General features: G+C 70.4%; 15 protein-coding genes. 7 read left to right on the plus strand and 8 right to left on the minus strand.

Annotated features, from left to right (window positions below; all coding sequences use genetic code 11):
- The first annotated feature begins 5 nt into the window (after window positions 1–5).
- From ACZ5OX_RS14930 to ACZ5OX_RS14950, 5 genes are all read left to right on the plus strand, one after another.
- Window positions 6–998 carry an ABC transporter substrate-binding protein gene (locus ACZ5OX_RS14930; protein ID WP_465630245.1) on the plus strand — a complete coding sequence of 331 codons (993 nt, stop codon included), beginning with the start codon at window positions 6–8 and terminating at the stop codon, window positions 996–998.
- 88 nt (window positions 999–1,086) lie between these two features.
- On the plus strand, window positions 1,087–1,470 hold the full coding sequence (locus ACZ5OX_RS14935) for a nuclear transport factor 2 family protein (RefSeq protein ID WP_449789996.1): 384 nt from the start codon (window positions 1,087–1,089) through the stop codon (window positions 1,468–1,470).
- 10 nt (window positions 1,471–1,480) lie between these two features.
- Window positions 1,481–1,957, plus strand: coding sequence for a GNAT family N-acetyltransferase (locus ACZ5OX_RS14940; protein ID WP_392873255.1), 477 nt, complete (start codon window positions 1,481–1,483; stop codon window positions 1,955–1,957).
- Window positions 1,958–2,147: 190 nt separating this feature from the next.
- Window positions 2,148–2,558, plus strand: coding sequence for an ATP-binding protein (locus ACZ5OX_RS14945; RefSeq protein ID WP_449789997.1), 411 nt, complete (start codon window positions 2,148–2,150; stop codon window positions 2,556–2,558).
- Between the two features lie 174 nt (window positions 2,559–2,732).
- Window positions 2,733–3,746: an RNA polymerase sigma factor SigF gene (locus tag ACZ5OX_RS14950; protein WP_465630246.1), complete on the plus strand. Its 1,014-nt coding sequence runs from the start codon at window positions 2,733–2,735 to the stop codon at window positions 3,744–3,746.
- Between the two features lie 72 nt (window positions 3,747–3,818).
- On the opposite strand, the gene ACZ5OX_RS14955 is transcribed toward ACZ5OX_RS14950, so the two are convergent.
- Window positions 3,819–4,247, minus strand: coding sequence for a hypothetical protein (locus ACZ5OX_RS14955; RefSeq protein ID WP_392913638.1), 429 nt, complete (start codon window positions 4,245–4,247; stop codon window positions 3,819–3,821).
- A 50-nt stretch (window positions 4,248–4,297) separates the two neighbouring features.
- Here ACZ5OX_RS14955 and ACZ5OX_RS14960 point away from each other — a divergent pair, with 50 nt between their 5' ends.
- The gene (locus ACZ5OX_RS14960; RefSeq protein WP_449790000.1) at window positions 4,298–5,269 is read left to right on the plus strand and encodes a diacylglycerol/lipid kinase family protein; all 972 of its coding nucleotides are present in this window, start codon (window positions 4,298–4,300) and stop codon (window positions 5,267–5,269) included.
- 368 nt (window positions 5,270–5,637) lie between these two features.
- The gene (locus ACZ5OX_RS14965; RefSeq protein WP_014138019.1) at window positions 5,638–5,889 is read left to right on the plus strand and encodes a WhiB family transcriptional regulator; all 252 of its coding nucleotides are present in this window, start codon (window positions 5,638–5,640) and stop codon (window positions 5,887–5,889) included.
- Window positions 5,890–6,425: 536 nt separating this feature from the next.
- On the opposite strand, the gene ACZ5OX_RS14970 is transcribed toward ACZ5OX_RS14965, so the two are convergent.
- The 7 genes from ACZ5OX_RS14970 to ACZ5OX_RS15000 all read right to left on the minus strand — a co-directional run bounded on the left by ACZ5OX_RS14970 (window position 6,426) and on the right by ACZ5OX_RS15000 (window position 16,269).
- Complete coding sequence (locus tag ACZ5OX_RS14970) at window positions 6,426–7,946, minus strand: sensor histidine kinase (protein ID WP_449790001.1); 1,521 nt, start codon at window positions 7,944–7,946, stop codon at window positions 6,426–6,428.
- A 516-nt stretch (window positions 7,947–8,462) separates the two neighbouring features.
- A complete protein-coding gene (locus ACZ5OX_RS14975) occupies window positions 8,463–9,521 on the minus strand; it encodes an SIS domain-containing protein (protein ID WP_465630247.1) in 1,059 nt (352 codons plus the stop codon).
- A 238-nt stretch (window positions 9,522–9,759) separates the two neighbouring features.
- On the minus strand, window positions 9,760–11,040 hold the full coding sequence (locus ACZ5OX_RS14980; protein WP_465630393.1) for an extracellular solute-binding protein: 1,281 nt from the start codon (window positions 11,038–11,040) through the stop codon (window positions 9,760–9,762).
- Between the two features lie 459 nt (window positions 11,041–11,499).
- The gene (locus ACZ5OX_RS14985) at window positions 11,500–13,053 is read right to left on the minus strand and encodes a glycoside hydrolase family 3 protein (RefSeq protein ID WP_449790003.1); all 1,554 of its coding nucleotides are present in this window, start codon (window positions 13,051–13,053) and stop codon (window positions 11,500–11,502) included.
- 6 nt (window positions 13,054–13,059) lie between these two features.
- Window positions 13,060–13,890, minus strand: a complete 831-nt coding sequence (locus tag ACZ5OX_RS14990) for a carbohydrate ABC transporter permease (RefSeq protein ID WP_392873278.1) — start codon at window positions 13,888–13,890, stop codon at window positions 13,060–13,062.
- Window positions 13,887–14,906: a carbohydrate ABC transporter permease gene (locus ACZ5OX_RS14995; protein WP_449790004.1), complete on the minus strand. Its 1,020-nt coding sequence runs from the start codon at window positions 14,904–14,906 to the stop codon at window positions 13,887–13,889. The genes ACZ5OX_RS14990 and ACZ5OX_RS14995 overlap by 4 nt, the downstream gene beginning before the upstream one ends.
- 91 nt (window positions 14,907–14,997) lie before the next feature.
- Window positions 14,998–16,269 carry an extracellular solute-binding protein gene (locus tag ACZ5OX_RS15000; RefSeq protein WP_449790005.1) on the minus strand — a complete coding sequence of 424 codons (1,272 nt, stop codon included), beginning with the start codon at window positions 16,267–16,269 and terminating at the stop codon, window positions 14,998–15,000.
- Window positions 16,270–16,356 lie beyond the last annotated feature (87 nt).

Genomic DNA, 16,356 nt, shown 5'->3' on the forward strand with positions numbered 1-16,356 from the left:
CCACCGTGCGCACCAAGGCCGTTGCCGCCACCGCCCTGCTCACCCTCGGACTCACCGCCTGCGGCGCCGAGATCGCCCCCAAGGAGACCGCCACCGCCTCCGCCCACTACCCGGTGACGGTGGACAACTGCGGCGAGAAGCTCACCTTCGACCGGAAGCCCGCCCGGGTGGTGACCAACGACGTCAACATCACCGAGCTGATGCTCTCCCTGGGCCTCGCCGACCGGATGGCCGGCTACGTGATGCCCGACGACAAGGGGCAGATCGACAAGGTCGCCTGGAAGGACGGCTACCAGCAGACCACCTGGCTCTCCAAGAAGGTGCTCACCAAGGAGATCGCCCTGGACGCCAAGGCCGACCTGGTCTTCGCCGGCTGGCACTACGGCTTCGACGAGGGCGGCGGCGTCACCCCGCAGGCCTTCAAGGCGCTCGGCGTCGACTCGTACGTGCTCAGCGAGTCCTGCCGCACCGGCAGGGGCACCGTGCGCGGCGTGATGGACCCGCTGGAGGCGCTCTACACCGACCTGGCCAACCTCGGCGAGATCTTCGACGTCAAGGACCGCTCCGACAAGCTGATCGCCGACTTCAAGGCGCAGATCGCCGCCGTCCCGCAGCCCGAGCGCCACCCGTCCGTCTTCCTGTACGACAGCGGGCAGGACAAGCCGTACACCGCCGGGAAGTTCGCCGCCGCCAACGAGATCATCGCCAAGGCCGGCGGGACCAACATCATGGGCGACCTCGCCGACACCTGGGTCACGGCCGGCTGGGAGAGCGTGGTGGAGCGCGACCCCGAAGTGATCGTGATCAACGACTACGCGACGCCCGGGGCCGAGGAGAAGCGGCAGTTCCTCAAGTCCTTCCCGCCGCTGGCCGACGTCGCCGCGATCCGCAACGACCGGATCTTCGTCATGGACTACGTCGACCTGGTGGAGAGCCCGCGCAACCCGGCGGCGATCGGCGCGCTGGCCGGGTACCTGCGCACCGTGCCGGCCCGCTGACCGGTCCCGGTCCCGCTCCTCCGGCCCCGGGCGGCCGGGCGTACGCTCAAGGTACGAGCCGACGGAACCCGACCGGAGGAGCGAGATCATGACCACCACGGCGACCCCCGCCGCCTTCGACACCCGCGCACTGCGCCAGGGCATCGAGCGCCGCGACGCCGAGACCCTCCTCGCGCTCTACGCGGAGGACGCCGAACTGCGCATGGTCGATCGCAAGACCCAGCCCAGCCACCCCCTGGTGATGCACGGGCGGGAGGAGATCGGCGCCATGCTGGACGACATCTACAGCCGCGAGATGACCCACAAGCTGGAACAGGTGGTGGTCCAGGGCGACCACGTCGCCTTCCTGGAGTCCTGCCGGTACCCGGACGGCGTCCGAGTGCTGATGTCCTCGATGGCCGGGCTGCGGGACGGGCGGATCGTCGACCAGACCTCCGTCCAGGCCTGGGACGAGACCGGTCCCGAGCAGTAGGCTCACTGGCATGATCCGCACCGCCGTCGCCACCGACGTCCCCGTCATCCACGCCATGATCCGCGAACTCGCGGACTACGAGCAGGCACTGCACGAGGCGAAGGCCACCGAGGAGCAGCTGCACCAGGCCCTGTTCGGCGAGAACCCGGCCCTGTTCGGGCTGATCGCCGAGGACGACACCACCGGCGAGCCGGTCGGCTTCGCGGTCTGGTTCCGCAACTTCTCGACCTGGCGCGGCACCCACGGGATCTACCTGGAGGACCTGTACGTCCGCCCGCAGTCCCGCGGCGGCGGCCACGGCAAGGCGCTGCTGCTGGAACTGGCCCGGATCGCCGTCGAGCGCGGCTACTCCCGGGTCGAGTGGTCGGTCCTGGACTGGAACCAGCCCTCGATCGACTTCTACAAGTCCATCGGCGCGGTGCCGATGGACGAGTGGACGGTGTACCGGCTCACCGACGAGGCGCTGGCCGACGCCGGACGGCGCTGAACGGCCCTCCGGAGTCCGGGGAAAGGGTCTGCCACCCTGCGTCGCAATGCCTTACCATGAGTAACTCCCGAACCGGGGTTGCGGAAGGCAGAGCGATGGCGGATCCGCCGCGCCGGCCCCCCTTCGGGGGTAGCAAGCGGTAACAAGCGGGGTACCAAAGAAGGCACGGCGCGTCGCCCAGGAGGCAAGGGTGTCCCAGATCGACGGCGATCTCGGTGTTCAGGACTTCGTGGAGGTCCGGCTGCCCGCAGCGGGGGCCTACCTCTCCGTCCTGCGAACAGCGACGGCCGGGTTGGCGGCCCGGCTGGACTTCACGCTCGACGAGATCGAGGACCTGCGGATCGCGGTCGACGAGGCCTGCGCCATCCTGCTCCAGCAGGCGGTGCCCGGCTCCGTCCTGTCCTGCGAGTTCCGGCTGGTCGGCGACTCGCTGAAGGTCACCGTCTCCGCCCCGACCACCGACGGCAAGGCCCCCGAGCGGGACACCTTCGCCTGGACGGTGCTCTCCGCCCTGGCCGGCGAGGTCGACTCCTCGGTCGGCGAGGACAACACCGTGTCGATCAGCCTGCACAAGAAGCGCGGCGGCTCCGCCGCCCACTAGCCGGGCGCCGAACCGCACGACCGAGCAGCACCGAGCAGCACCCGCGCAAGGGCCGTCCGCCGATCCCCGCCCCGGGGCCCGACGGACGGCTCCCGGTACCGCCGCCCACGCGGTACGACCAACGAGACGATTCCGGGGCCGCCGGCCCCGGTGCTCCCGGAACGGAACGGGGGAATGGCCGTGAGTGATCTGGACCGTACCGGCCTCGCGACGGCGGGACCTGCCGTACCGACCCAGGCGAGCGTTCCCGGCCTCGCCGCCAACGACGAAGCGCACCCGAAGGACGCCCAGCGGATGAGCCACCCCACCGAGCCGACGTCCGAGCCGACGCCTGCCGCCGTGCCCCCGCCGGACCCGGTGGACGGGACGGACCCGGCTGACGAGGCCGAGCTGCACGGCACCGTCCCCACCCAGGGCTCGCACCGCACCGGCGCCCCGGACCGGGAGGCCGCCCGCGCGCTGTTCGTCCGGCTGTCCGCGCTGCCCGAGGGCTCCCCGGAGCGGGTCGAGCTGCGCAACCAGCTGGTGCGGATGCACATCCCGCTGGTCGAGCACCTGGCCCGGCGCTTCCGCAACCGGGGCGAGCCGCTGGACGACCTGACCCAGGTCGCCACCATCGGCCTGATCAAGTCGGTGGACCGCTTCGACCACGAGCGCGGGGTCGAGTTCTCCACCTACGCGACGCCGACCATCGTCGGGGAGATCAAGCGGCACTTCCGCGACAAGGGCTGGGCGGTGCGCGTCCCGCGCAGGCTCCAGGAGCTGCGGCTGTCGCTCACCACGGCGACCAGCGAGCTCTCCCAGCGGCACGGCCGCTCCCCCACGGTGCACGAGCTGGCCGAGCACCTGGGGATCTCCGAGGAGGACGTCCTGGAGGGCCTGGAGTCCGCCAACGCGTACTCCACGCTGTCCCTGGACGTGCCGGACAGCGACGACGAGTCGCCGGCCGTCGCGGACACCCTGGGCGCCACCGACGAGGCGCTGGAGGGCGTCGAGTACCGCGAGTCACTCAAGCCGCTGCTGGCCCAACTGCCGCCCCGGGAACAGAAGATCCTGGTACTGCGGTTCTTCCGGAACATGACCCAGTCGCAGATCGCCGCCGAGGTGGGGATCTCCCAGATGCACGTGTCCCGGCTGCTCGCCCGGACCTTGGCACAGCTGCGGGAGAAGCTCCTGGTGGAGGAGTAGGACTGACGGCCGCTCAGCTCGGGCGGCCGCGCGTACGACTCCCGGCCCCGCGTGCCCCCGGCCCTGTGCGCCCTAGTCCTCGGACGGGGCGTACAGGGCCGCCGTCGACTTCGGGTTCAGCAGGCAGCCGATGCCCACCAGGCCGAGCACGCCGACCAGCGCGCCGACCGCGATCATCGCGCCGCCGCTCTCGAACATGTAGTAGGCGACCGGCAGGCAGATCGAGTTGGTCAGCACGGCCGGGCTGCGGCCCCAGCGGCGCTCCCTGAGCAGCGCGCGGGCGGCCAGCACCGGCAGCACGCCGAGCAGCACGATGACCGCTCCGCCGAACTCGTTCAGGGCGAGCTGCTTGGCCTGGCCGGACAGCGCGGACACCATGTCCGAGACGCCGACGAGGGCCAGCGCGACGCCCTCCAGGGCGGTGATGGCGGCGCCCAGCGTCAGGGAGGCCGGGCGCCCGGAGCCGGCCGAGGGTGCGGGGGCGGAGGTTTCTGCGGTCACTCCAGCAGGGTAGCCGCCGGTTGGTCCGTACCGACCCGTAGGCTTTCCCCATGCGCGCTCTCCTGGTCGTGAACCACAAGGCCACCACCACCAGTGGCCGGACCAGGGACGTCCTGATCCACGCCCTGCGCAGCGATCTCAAGCTGGAGGTCGCCGAGACCCAGTACCGGGGCCACGCGCGCGACCTGGCCCGCGAGGCGGCGGAGGACGGCACGGTCGACCTGGTGGTGGCGCTGGGCGGGGACGGCACCGTCAACGAGGTGGTGAACGGGCTGCTGGCGCACGGCCCGGGCGAGAAGGTCCCGCGACTGGCCGTGGTGCCGGGCGGTTCGACCAATGTGTTCGCCCGCGCGCTGGGCCTGCCCAACGACCCGGTGGAGGCCACCGGTGTCCTGCTCGACGCGCTGGAGCACGGCCGGGAGCGGCCGATCGGGCTGGGCAAGGCGATGACGGAGGGGCTGCCGGACCGCTGGTTCACGTTCACCGCCGGCCTCGGCTTCGACGCCGGGGTGGTCGGCCGGGTCGAGGCGCAGCGACGGGCCGGGCGCAAGTCCACCCACGCCCTCTACGTCGGCCAGGCCCTGCGGCACTACTTCACCCAGCGTGAGCAGCGCCGTTCCGGCCCGGTCTCCCTTGAGCTGCCTGGCCGCGAGCGGGTTTCGGGCCTGGTCCTGTCGATAGTCAGCAACACCTCGCCGTGGACCTTCCTCGGCAACCGTCCGGTCTACCCCTCACCACTCGCCTCCTTCGACACGGATCTGGACGTCTTCGGCATCACCCGGATGACGGCGTTCGGCACGGCTCGAACGGTCCGTCAGATCCTGCGGTCGTACGCGCCTTCGAGCGACGGCGCCCCTCCGGCCGGCCCCTCCGGGAAGCACGTCGTCTCCTATCACGACGTCAGACACTTCACCTTGGTTTCGGAGGAAGCGGCCCCGTTCCAGGTCGACGGGGACCATCTTGGAGACAGGAGTCGCGTCAGTTTCACAGGCGTACGGCGGGCACTGCGTGTGATTGTGTGACTGGAAGGGGGATTCCTCCTTCTTCTCGAACGCACAAGTCCCCTTCACTCCATAGAAGTACTGGCTGTGAGCTAGGCGACACCGAAGAATCCAAAATTCCTCCCCGAAGGGGGTTGTATCCGAGCCCGAGGTTTGCGAACCTCTACATGGCGATCGGGACACATCGCAGCGACGGCAACTCCGGAACCACAGGAGCGCCGACCGCGGTTCGTCCCTCGAATCGCCGAATCCCCTCAGCACAGACCACCCGGGCCCGGCGGGCCTTTGGTCTCTTTTGCTGTTGCGGGATTCGTGAAAGCGTTCACATTCACAAGCCATTCGATTATGCCGATCGGGCCACCCCCCGCGGCAGGAGGAGTTGGACGACCATGGACTGGCGCCACCGCGCTGTCTGCCGCGAAGAGGACCCGGAGCTGTTCTTCCCGATCGGGAACACCGGTCCTGCTCTGCTGCAGATCGAGGAAGCCAAGGCCGTGTGCCGCCGCTGTCCGGTGATGGAGCAGTGCCTCCAGTGGGCGCTCGAGACCGGCCAGGACGCCGGCGTCTGGGGCGGCATGAGCGAGGACGAGCGTCGCGCGATGAAGCGCCGCGCCGCCCGCAACCGCGCCCGCACCGCCTGATCGCCCGCGATCACACGCCGTAGCACCAGCAGCATCGCAGTACCGATCGACACATGATCAAAGGCTTCCCTGCACCTCCTGGTGAAGCCTTCCGCACAAAGGACCTTGCCCAGCCAGGTCCCGCGACACCGGACCCGCCCAGGCACTTGATACTGTTCACTTAGAGCAATATTGTGGAGCCGTGGCGCTCACCGTGTGCAACGCACCGGCGAGGTGTCGCACCACCCAGAGCCCCCGCTCCGGCCGACTCCCCCCGACGGCCGGAACGGGTTGAGAGGCCCTGTCGACCCACCCCCCCCGGTCGACAGGGCCTCGTTTCTGTTTCCGCCCCCGGTTGCACACCCGGTTGCGCGCCTGGTTCCGCACTCCGGTCCCGTGCTCCGGCCCCGCGCTCCGCACGCCGGTGCGTGGAGCGTGCACCCGGCGCTTCCGCCACGTATACGCCCCCGCCACGCACCTTCGCGCACGTCGCACACCTTCACGCACGTCGCACACTTTCGTGCAAGTCGCACACCTTCGCGCACCTTCGCGCGGCCTCAGCGGACCGGGATCTCCAGGACCACCTTGGTCCCGCCGTTCGGGCCGGCCACCATGTCGAAGGTGCCGCCGAGCTCACCGGTGGCCAGCGTCCGGACGATCTGCAGCCCGAGGTTGCCCGCCGTCTTCGGGTCGAACCCCTCCGGCATGCCGCGGCCGTCGTCCTGCACCGTGATTAGCAGGTACTCCTCCGGCCGGGCGCCGCCGTTCCAGCTGTCCGACCAGCCCTTCCCGGTCGCCGGGGCCCGGCCGCGCAGCGCGCTGACCTCCAGGTTCCCGGAGGCGGTCGGGCCGAACGCGTGCTCCAGGGCGTTCTGGAGCAGTTCGGTCAGCACCATCGACAGCGGAGTCGCCACCTCGGCGGACAGGATGCCGAAGCTGCCGGTGCGGCGGGTCGCCACCCGGCCGTCCTGGGACAGCTCCATCACCATCGCCAGCACCCGGTCGGCGATCTCGTCGAAGGCCACCTGCTCGTCCAGCGCCTGGGAGAGCGTCTCGTGCACGATCGCGATCGAGCCGACCCGGCGCACCGCCTCGTCCAGCGCGGCCCGGCCGGACTCCGAGTCCATCCGGCGGGACTGCAGCCGCAGCAGGGCCGCGACGGTCTGGAGGTTGTTCTTCACCCGGTGGTGGATCTCCCGGATGGTGGCGTCCTTGGTCATCAGCTCGCGGTCCCGGCGGCGCAGCTCGGTGACGTCCCGGCACAGCACCAGCGAACCCGTCAGGGTGCCCTTGGGCTTGAGCGGGATCGCCCGCAGGGTCACCACTCCCCCCTGCGCCTCGACCTCGGTCTGCCGGGGCGCCCAGCCGCTCGCCAGCTTCACCAGCGCCTCGTGGACGGCCGAGCGGGACGGCGGAGCGAGGTCGGCGGTGGCCCGGCCGAGGTGGCTGCCGACCAGGTCGGTGGTGAGGCCGAGCCGGTGGTAGGCGGAGAGGGCGTTGGGGCTGGCGTAGGTGACGATGCCGTCCGCGTCCAGCCGGATCAGGCCGTCGCCGACCCGGGGCGCGGCGTCCATGTCGGCCTGCTCGACGTCGGGGAACGGGAAGGAGCCGGCCGCGATCATCTGGGCCAGGTCGGAGGCGCTCTGGAGGTAGGTGAGCTCCAGCCGGCTCGGGGTGCGGACGGTCAGCAGGTTGGTGTTGCGGGCGATCACGCCCAGCACCTTGCCCTCGCGCCGGACCGGGATCGACTCGACCCGGACCGGGACCTCCTCGCGCCACTCGGGGTCGCCCTCGCGCACGATCCGGCCCTCGTCGAACGCGGCGTCCAGCAGCGGGCGGCGGCCGCGCGGGACGAGGTGGCCGACCATGTCGTCCTGGTAGGAGGTGGGCCCGGTGTTGGGCCGCATCTGCGCCACCGAGACGTAGCGGATGCCGTCCCAGGTGGGGATCCACAGCACCAGGTCGGCGAAGGAGAGGTCGGAGAGCAGCTGCCACTCCGAGACCAGGTGGTGGAGCCATTCCACGTCGGCCCCGGTGAGGGTGGTGTGGCGGCGGACGAGTTCGTTCAGCGAGGGCACATGGCGAGCGTATCGCCGCCGGTCCCGGCGGGGCGCGGCGGACCTGTGAGCGGGCCTGCGGGCACGCCTGCGGAAGGGCCAGGGCGGGTCCGGCGGCAGGCCCGGCGCCGGGTCCTGCCACCCCGGAGTTGTTTAGACCAATTTTCCGAGAGGCCTGGACAATCGAGATTGGTCTAGTCCACAATGAAAGAGCACCAAGGAGAGGCCCCCGCGCAACTGCCCTGACCGCGCGCGACCCCTCCTCGGTCGGACGCCGCAGATCGAGGACCCCGCACAGTTCTCGATCGACTCCGGCGCCCGACGACAGCTCCGGGCTGCGGTGCCGCACGGGTTGAGGGTCCCGTGTCGGCGCCGTGGCCCGTAGTGCTTTCCACCCCCGGAACCGCCTGTCCGCCGCTCAGGAAGTCGGCCCCCGGTCCACAGGCCTGTGGACCGGGGGCCGACTCCTCGCCCGGGGTGGGTCAGGGCCCGTCTCCCGGGTCCTTGCCGGGTCCGACGCAATCCGAGAGACGGGCCCTACCGCGTCTCGGTGACCTTGGCCAGGGCGCGCGGGGCGTCCGGGTCCTGGCCGCGGGCGATGGTGACCTCGTAGGCCAGCAGCTGCAGCGGCAGGATCTCCAGGATCGGCTGCACCTCCTCCGGCACGCCGGCCGGCAGCGCGAAGCCCGCCGAGGCCGCGTCCACCTGCGCCTGCCGGCCGACCACCACCAGGTCCGCGCCGCGCCCGCGCAGGCGGTCCAGCACCGGCTGGAGGGCCTCGCCGCCCTTGCCGTCCGGGACGATCGCGATGACCGGCGAGACGTTGTCCACCATGGCCAGCGGACCGTGCAGCAGGTCCGCGCCGGAGAACGGGGTGGCCGGGATGTAGGTGGTCTCCATCAGCTTGAGCGCCGCCTCGCGGGCGGTCGGGTAGCCGTAGCCGCGCGAGGTGATCACCAGGCGCTGGGCGAAGCGGTAGCGCTCCGCCAGTGCCTTCACCTCGGCCCCGCGCGCCAGCACCCCGGCGGCCAGCCCCGGCAGCCCCTCTGCGGCCGAGCCGTCACCGCCACGCAGTCCCTCGACCAGCAGGTAGAGCGCCAGCAGCTCGGCGGTGTAGGTCTTGGTGGCCGGCAGCGCCTTCTCCGGGCCGGCCAGCACGTCGATGTGGAACTCGGAGACCTCGGCCAGCGGCGAGGCGGCGTTGTTGGTCACCGCGAGGGTGATGGCGCCGGCCTCGCGGGCGGCCTTGGCGGAGGCCACCAGGTCGGGCGATCCGCCGGACTGGCTGACGGTGACGACCAGGACGTCGGTGAGGTCAGGCTTGGCCCCGTACGCGGTGGTGGTGGACATCGAGGTCAGTCCGGCCGGCTTGCCCAGCAGGATCTCGATCAGGTACTTGGCGTACAGCGCGGCGTTGTCGGACGTGCCGCGCGCGGTGAGCAGGACGAACCGCGGCTTGCGGGCGGCGATCTGCGCGGCGACCTCGCGGATCTTCGGGGCACCCTCGTCGAGGATGCGCTGGAGGACGGCCGGCTGCTCGGCCATCTCCGCCGCCATGATCCGGCCGGGGACGGGAACAGTCTGCGGGTCGGACATCTGGGTCTGCCTCCGATGAGACGGTTCGACCCCGCCCGGGCGGCTGCCCGGCGGGGACCTCCACGGCGGCGAGTCCGCACACTCGCTGCGGTACTTCGTGCGGCAATCCTACGGTCGCACCTGCCGCCGGGCACTGCGTCCGCACACCCCGCGCGGACGGACGCGCCCCTCCGGAGGCCGGACGGACGCGCCCCTCCGGAGGCCGGAGGGACGCACCGCGACGGGCCGCGACGGAAGGTCAGGACGCCTTGTTGATCAGCTGGTCGATCGCGGCGTCGGCCTCCTTGGTGGCCTGGTCCACCGACTTGCCCTTGAGGATCGAGGCCAGCATGTCCGGGATGATCTTCTGCTTCTCGATCGCGCCCCAGCCGGGTGCCAGCGGGGTGAACCAGGCGTCCGGGACGGCGTTGGCCGCGGCGGCGGTGGTCGGCTTGTTCTTCAGCGGGTTCAGCTGGGTCAGGTTGTTCGGCAGGATGTCCTTGTCGGCCAGCGCCTGCTGGGACTTGGTGCCGGTGAACATCCGGATCCAATCGGTGGCCGCCGCCGCCTGCTGGGACTTGGCGGTGAGGGCGAGGTCGGAGCCGCCGATGAAGGTCGGCAGCGGCTTGCCGTCCGGGCCGGGCATGGTGGCCACCTTGACGGCGTCCTTGAGGCTCGGGTCGCCGGTGACCGGCGCGGTGACGCTGGCCGCCTCGTAGCCGTTGCCGTAGAAGGACGCGGCGTGCCCGCGGGCCATCGACTCGAACTGGTTCTGCTCGTTGACCGTCAGGTCGCCCTTGTTGTACTTGCGCACCAGGTCGACGAAGTGGGTTATGCCCTGCTGGGACTTGGGGTCGTGCAGGGTGCCGTGCCAGTTGCCGGAGCCGTCGAACTTGGCGATGGCGCCGCCGTACGCGGCCACGTAGCTCATCGCGGCGTACCAGTACGGGCCGGGCAGGTACAGCGGGGAGAAGGTCTTGTCGGCCTTGTTCCGGTCCGCGATCTTGTCCAGCGCGGTCAGCAGCTCCGTCTCCGTCTTCGGGAAGTCGGCGCTGCCGGTGGCCTGCTGGAAGGCGGTGGAGTTGTAGATGGCGACCCGGGAGCCGGCGTAGTAGGGCACGCACCAGAGCTTGTCCTGGTACGTGCAGGTGTTGGCGAGCGCCTTGATCCAGCTGTCGGAGTTGTCGAAGGTGCCGCGGTCCACCGGGGCCAGCGCTCCGGAGAGCACGTACTTCATGGTCTCGGTGTTGCCCAGCTCGACCACGTCGGGGGCGCTGCCGTCGGCGATGGCCTTGTCGAGCTTGCCGACCTTGTCGGCCCAACCCTGGTAGACGAGCTTGAGGCTGATGTTCGGGTACTTCGCGGCGAACTCGTCGTTGACCCGCTGGACCAGGTCCGGCCAGTTCTTCTGGGCGTCGTCCATCAGCCAGACGGTGACGGTGCCGGCGGCGCCCTTCGCGTCCGCGGAGCCGGCGGGAGCGCCGCCGCCCGCGGGCTTCGCGGTCGAGGAACAGGCCGTCAGACCGACCGCCAGTGCCATGGTCCCGAGCGTCGAGATGAGCTGACGCTTCTTCACGCCATCCTCCGAGGGTTGTAGAGCCGTGTTGCCCGCCGGCAGCGTGATTGGCGTCGCCCGTGGCGGAGGGTCCGGACAGAGGGCGGCGAAGAGCTTCGGGGAGGGCCGATACCACGTCCGGCGAGGTTGAATCTCGAACCGGATGACTGGACTCTGGCCTAGACCATAGGTGGTGTCAACGACCAAAAGCCCTACTCGGGGCGGCCGTTGCAGAGCTGTTGTACCGCGTGGCGGCCAGTTGCCGTTCCGTCACCCCAAGTGAAACTTAAGGTGGATTTAAGGCCTGCTTGAGGGAACACGGTCACCCGGAGGATCCGCAGGTCGACGCCGGGGAAACGGAAGGGGCCCGCCATGCGACATGCGCATGACGGGCCCGTGGGCCGACGCCCACCGGACACGGCCGGTGACGCCTCGTCGGTCGGTTCAGCCGACCGCTCCCGGCTGTCCGGTGAGGACCTCCACGGCCGCCAGTCCGCAGACCCGGGCGGCGCCGTGGGTGGCGATGTGGAGGGCGCCGACCGGCTCGGACTGGGGCAGGCCCATCTCGACCACGGCGGCGTCCGGCCTGGCCGCCACCAGGCGGCCCAGCGCGGCGGACATCCACGCGTGCCGGTGCGCGTCCCGGACCACCAGCACCAGGCGGCGGCCCTCGGCGCCGGCCACCAGCTCGCCGACCAGGGCGTCCAGCAGCTCCGGCGCGGCCTCCGCCGCTGACACCTCGCGGGTGCGGGTGCCGGGGAAGCGGTCGGCCAGCATGCCGGCCACGCCCCACGGGGTGACGTCGCCGACCGCGATGTTCGGCTCGTCCGAGAACGAGGCCACGTACGGGCGCTCGCTCACCGGGGGCACCGCCAGGCCCGGCGCCCGGACCACCCGGAGCGCCCGGCGCGCGGCCCGCAGGCCGACCGCCAGGTCCGGCTCGATCCGCTCGCCCTGGGCCGCGATCCGGCCCCAGCTGCCCAGCGCCCGGACCCGCTCGGCGGCGTCCGCCAGTCGCTCCTCGGCCAGCCGGCCGGAGCGCACGCCCGCCACGATGGCGTCGCGCAGCATCAGCACGGTCTCCTCGTCGGCGAGCCCGCCGCCGACGCAGATCGCGTCCGCGCCGGCCGCCAGGGCCAGCACGGTGCCCTCGCCCATCCCGAAGGTGTCGGCGATGGCGCCCATCTCGATGGCGTCACTGACGATCAGGCCCTGGTAGCCCAGGCCGCCGTCGGCCGGGGCCGCGCGCAGCAGGTCGCGCAGCACGGCCGGGCTCAGGGTGGCGGGCAGCTTCGGGTCCAGCGCCGGGATCATGATGTGGGCGGTCATCACGGCCTTGGTGCCGGCCGCGATCGCCGCCTGGAAGGGGATCAGGTCGCGGGCCCGCAGCACGTCCAGGTCGACGTCGATGACCGGCAGGCCGTGGTGCGAGTCCACCGCGGTGTCGCCGTGGCCCGGGAAGTGCTTGGAGCAGGCGGCCACGCCGGCCGACTGCAGGCCCTCGACCCAGGCGGCGGTGTGCCGGGCGCACAGCTCGGGGTCGGCGCCGAAGGAGCGGACCCCGATGACCGGGTTGCGCGGGTTGGAGTTGACGTCCGCGGTGGGCGCCCAGTTGTAGTTGACGCCGGCCGCGGCCAGCGCCCGGCCCAGCTCGCGGGCGACGTCCCGGGTCAGCACCGGGTCGTCGATCGCGCCGAGCGCGAGGTTGCCGGGCCAGGACGAGCCGGAGCCCGCCTCCAGCCGGGTGACGTCACCGCTCTCCTCGTCGATGGCGATCAGCAGGTCGGGGTTCTCGGCCCGCAGCGCCCCGGTGAGCGCGGACAGCTGGCCGAGGTCGACCACGTTGCGGTCGAACAGCGCGACCGAGCCGAGGCCCGCGGCGAGGTGGCGGCGCAGCCACTCCGGCGGCTCGGTGCCGACGAAGCCGGGCTGGAGGACGGTCAGGGCGTCGCGGTGCAGCTGGTCGCTGTCCGGCACGGTGGGAACGAGGATGCTCACGTGGACTCAGCCCTTCACGGCGCCGTCGGTCAGTCCGTTGACCGCCTTGCGCTGCAGGAAGATGAACAGGATCAGGATCGGTACGGCGAACAGGGTCGACGCGGCCATGGTCGCGCCCCAGTCGGTGCCGAACGCGGTCTGGAACGAGGACAGCCAGAGCGGGAGGGTCTGCGCCGCCTCCTTCTTGTTCAGCATGTTGACCAGCGGGAACTCGTTCCACGCGGTGATGAAGCCGAACAACGAGGTCGACATCAGGCCGGGGGCGAGCAGCGGGAAGATCACCTTCACGAAGGCCTGGGTGCGGGTGCAGCCGTCCACCATGGCCGACTCCTCCAGCTCCTTCGGCACGGCGGCGATGAAGCCGCGCAGCGTCCAGATCGTGAAGGGCAGCACCATCATCAGGTAGAAGGCGGTCAGCGGCACCAGGCTGTTGAGCATGTCGTTGTCGCGGACGATCAGGTACGCCGCGATGACCATGACCTCCCAGGGCGCCATCTGGGCGGCCATCACGACCAGGACGAAGCCCTTGCGGCCGCGGAAGCGCATCCGGGCGATCGCGAAGGCGGCCAGGGTGGCGATCACCAGCGAGCCGAGCACCGCGCCGACGGTGACGATCAGGCTGTTGGTGACGTACGTCCAGAAGTGCGGGACGTGCACGGCGCGGTCGAAGTGCTCGAACGTGCCGTTCAGCGGCAGGAAGACGGGGTCCCGGCTGACGATGTCCTTGTTCTGCTTGAACGCCGTCGTGAACATCCAGTAGACGGGGAACAGGAAGAAGACGAAGAGGACGACCGCGATCAGGTTCGGCCAGGTGCGTCCGATGAGCGAGCGCCTCACAGCTCGTCCTCCTGCTTGAGAATGATGCGGAAGTAGTAGGCCATCAGCGCGGCCAGCATCAGGATGGTGAGCACCGCGATCGCGGAGCCGACGCCGAAGCGCTGGGAGCCGATGCCCTCGAGGAAGGCGTGCACCGGCAGGGTGCGGGTCAGGCCGTCCGGTCCGCCCTTGTTGATCAGGTAGACCTGGGTGAAGGCCTTGAACACCCAGATGACCTCCAGGAAGGTCGTGGCCAGGAGGAAGGGCTTCATGATCGGGAAGATCACCGCGCTCCAGATCTTGCCCGAGCCGGCGCCGTCCATCCGGGCGGCCTCGTAGAGCTCCTTGGGGATCGTGGTCAGGCCCGCGTACATGTTGAACGCCACGAACGGGACCGACTGCCACACGATCAGCAGGATGATCACGAAGAAGGTGGAGTACTGGCCGCCGGTCCAGTTGAAGTGGGCCATGGAGTGCCAGCCCAGCTTGTCCAGGAACCAGTTGACGACGCCGAAGTTCTGGTCGAAGAGCCAGGTGTAGACGGTGGTCGCGGCGACCACCGGCATCGCCCAGGCCAGCAGCAGGGCGACCGAGAGCGCCAGCCGCATCCACTTGCCGAGGGTGTTGAGCAGCAGGCCGATCAGCGTGCCGAACACCATGATCAGCACGACGTTGACCGCCGTGAAGACCACCGTGCGCAGGGTGATCGTCCAGAACTCCGAGCCGGAGAGCTGGTCCGTGTAGTTGCCGAAGCCGTTCCACTCGGTCAGGTGCTGGATGAACTGCCGCTTGTTGAGGTTCTGGAACGACACCACGGCCGTCTCGACCAACGGCCAGAGCAGCAGGACGAGGGTCACCGCGATGGCCGGCAGCAGCAGCAGGTACGGGGCGAACCTGGACGCCACGCCGGGCCCGTCCGACGGTCTGCCGCCCCTGCTCGGGGTGCGCTCGGCACCGGGGGTGGTGGGCGTGGACGCCACCACGGACTTCGTTGGCTCCGGGGACTGTGTCTGCACCCGTTCCGACTGCGCAGCCATCGCTCTCTCTTCCTTGCAAACCCGACCACGACGGAAGGCGCCGCCCACCGGCCCCCCGCCGGGAGCCGGTGAGCGACGCCGCTCGACTGCCTTACTGCTTCTGGTTGAGACGCTTCGCGATCTCGTCGTCGGCCTTCTTGGCCGCGGCGGCGTAGTCGCCGGTCAGCGCCGAGGTCAGGAAGTCCTTGATCGGGTTCGGCTCGTTCTCGACGTTGGTCCAGGTCGGGACGTTCGGGGTGGTCGCACCGTTGGCGGACGCCGGCAGGGCGGCCTTGGCGAAGTCGCCGGTGACCTTGTCGTTGAGCGCGACCTTGTTCGGGATGAGGCCGGACGAGGCGATCATGCCCTCGTTCTTGTCGCTCATGGCGATCTTCAGGAAGCCCTTGGCGAGCTCGGGGTTCTTGCTCTGCTGAGCGATCGCCAGGTTCGAGCCGCCGAGGAAGACGCTGGACGGCTTGTCCGCGGTCTTGCCGGGGAGGGCGAAGTAACCGATCTTGTCGGCCGCCAGCTCCTCGGGCTTCGGGACCTCCCAGCCGAGGCCGATGATGGTGCCGATGTCACCCTTGGCGAAGACGTCCTTCTGCTGCGGGGTGGCCTCGTCCTTGTCCTTCGGGGCGGTGGCCGAGTAGCTCTGCAGCTTCTTGTAGGTCTCGAACGCCTTCTGGCCCTCGGGGCTCGACAGGCCGCCGACCCACTTGTCGCCGTCCTTCTTGGCGAGCTTGCCGCCCTCGCTCTGCAGCAGGCCGAAGTAGACGTACCACTCCTGGCCCGGCATGTAGAGGGCGTCGTTGACGCCGGGGACGGCCTTGACCTTGTCCAGGTCCTGGTACAGCTCGTCCAGGGTCTTCGGCGGGGCGGCGATGCCGGCCTTGGTCCAGATGTCCTTGTTGTAGGTCACCACGCGGTTGGTGAAGTACCACGGGGCGGCGTACTGCTTGCCCTCGATGATCGAGGACTCGCTCAGGTTGGCGGCCCAGTCGGCGCCGCCCAGGTCGGCCTTGTCCTTGGTGATGTCGAGCAGACCACCGGTGGCCGCGTAACCCGCGGTCTGGGTGTTGCCGATCTCCAGGACGTCCACCGAACCCTCGGAGAGGGCGGCGGTGACCTTCTGGCCGATGCCGTTCCACTTCTGGGTCTGGATCTCCAGCTTGGCACCCGGGTAGGCGGCGGCGAAGTCCGCCTTGACGCTGTCCTCCCAGCCCTTGGGGGCCGAGCCGTCCATCAGCCACACGGTGAGGGTCTTGCCGTCGTAGTTCTTGGCCGCCGAGGAGGAACCGCCCTCCTTCTTGTCGTCCGAGCCGCAAGCCGCCACACCGACGACCATTGCTGCGACGCCGACCGCCGCGATGAGCTGACGCTTCACGCCATCCTCCTGAGGGATGCCTGGGTTGCCCCGTCGGGCGGCAGCGGCAGACCCACACAAAGCGGGGGGAATGGTGCCGCGGACCCC

The organism is Kitasatospora sp. NPDC032121 (genome assembly GCF_055580145.1).

Coding starts and splice junctions, on each gene's coding strand:
- ACZ5OX_RS14965 (WP_014138019.1), top strand. CDS start 5,638: ATGGACTGGCGCCACCGCGCTGTCTGCCGCGAAGAGGACCCGGAGCTG.
- ACZ5OX_RS14980 (WP_465630393.1), bottom strand. CDS start 11,040: ATGGCACTGGCGGTCGGTCTGACGGCCTGTTCCTCGACCGCGAAGCCC.
- ACZ5OX_RS14975 (WP_465630247.1), bottom strand. CDS start 9,521: ATGTCCGACCCGCAGACTGTTCCCGTCCCCGGCCGGATCATGGCGGCG.
- ACZ5OX_RS14935 (WP_449789996.1), top strand. CDS start 1,087: ATGACCACCACGGCGACCCCCGCCGCCTTCGACACCCGCGCACTGCGC.
- ACZ5OX_RS14995 (WP_449790004.1), bottom strand. CDS start 14,906: ATGGCTGCGCAGTCGGAACGGGTGCAGACACAGTCCCCGGAGCCAACG.
- ACZ5OX_RS14940 (WP_392873255.1), top strand. CDS start 1,481: ATGATCCGCACCGCCGTCGCCACCGACGTCCCCGTCATCCACGCCATG.
- ACZ5OX_RS14960 (WP_449790000.1), top strand. CDS start 4,298: ATGCGCGCTCTCCTGGTCGTGAACCACAAGGCCACCACCACCAGTGGC.
- ACZ5OX_RS14950 (WP_465630246.1), top strand. CDS start 2,733: ATGGCCGTGAGTGATCTGGACCGTACCGGCCTCGCGACGGCGGGACCT.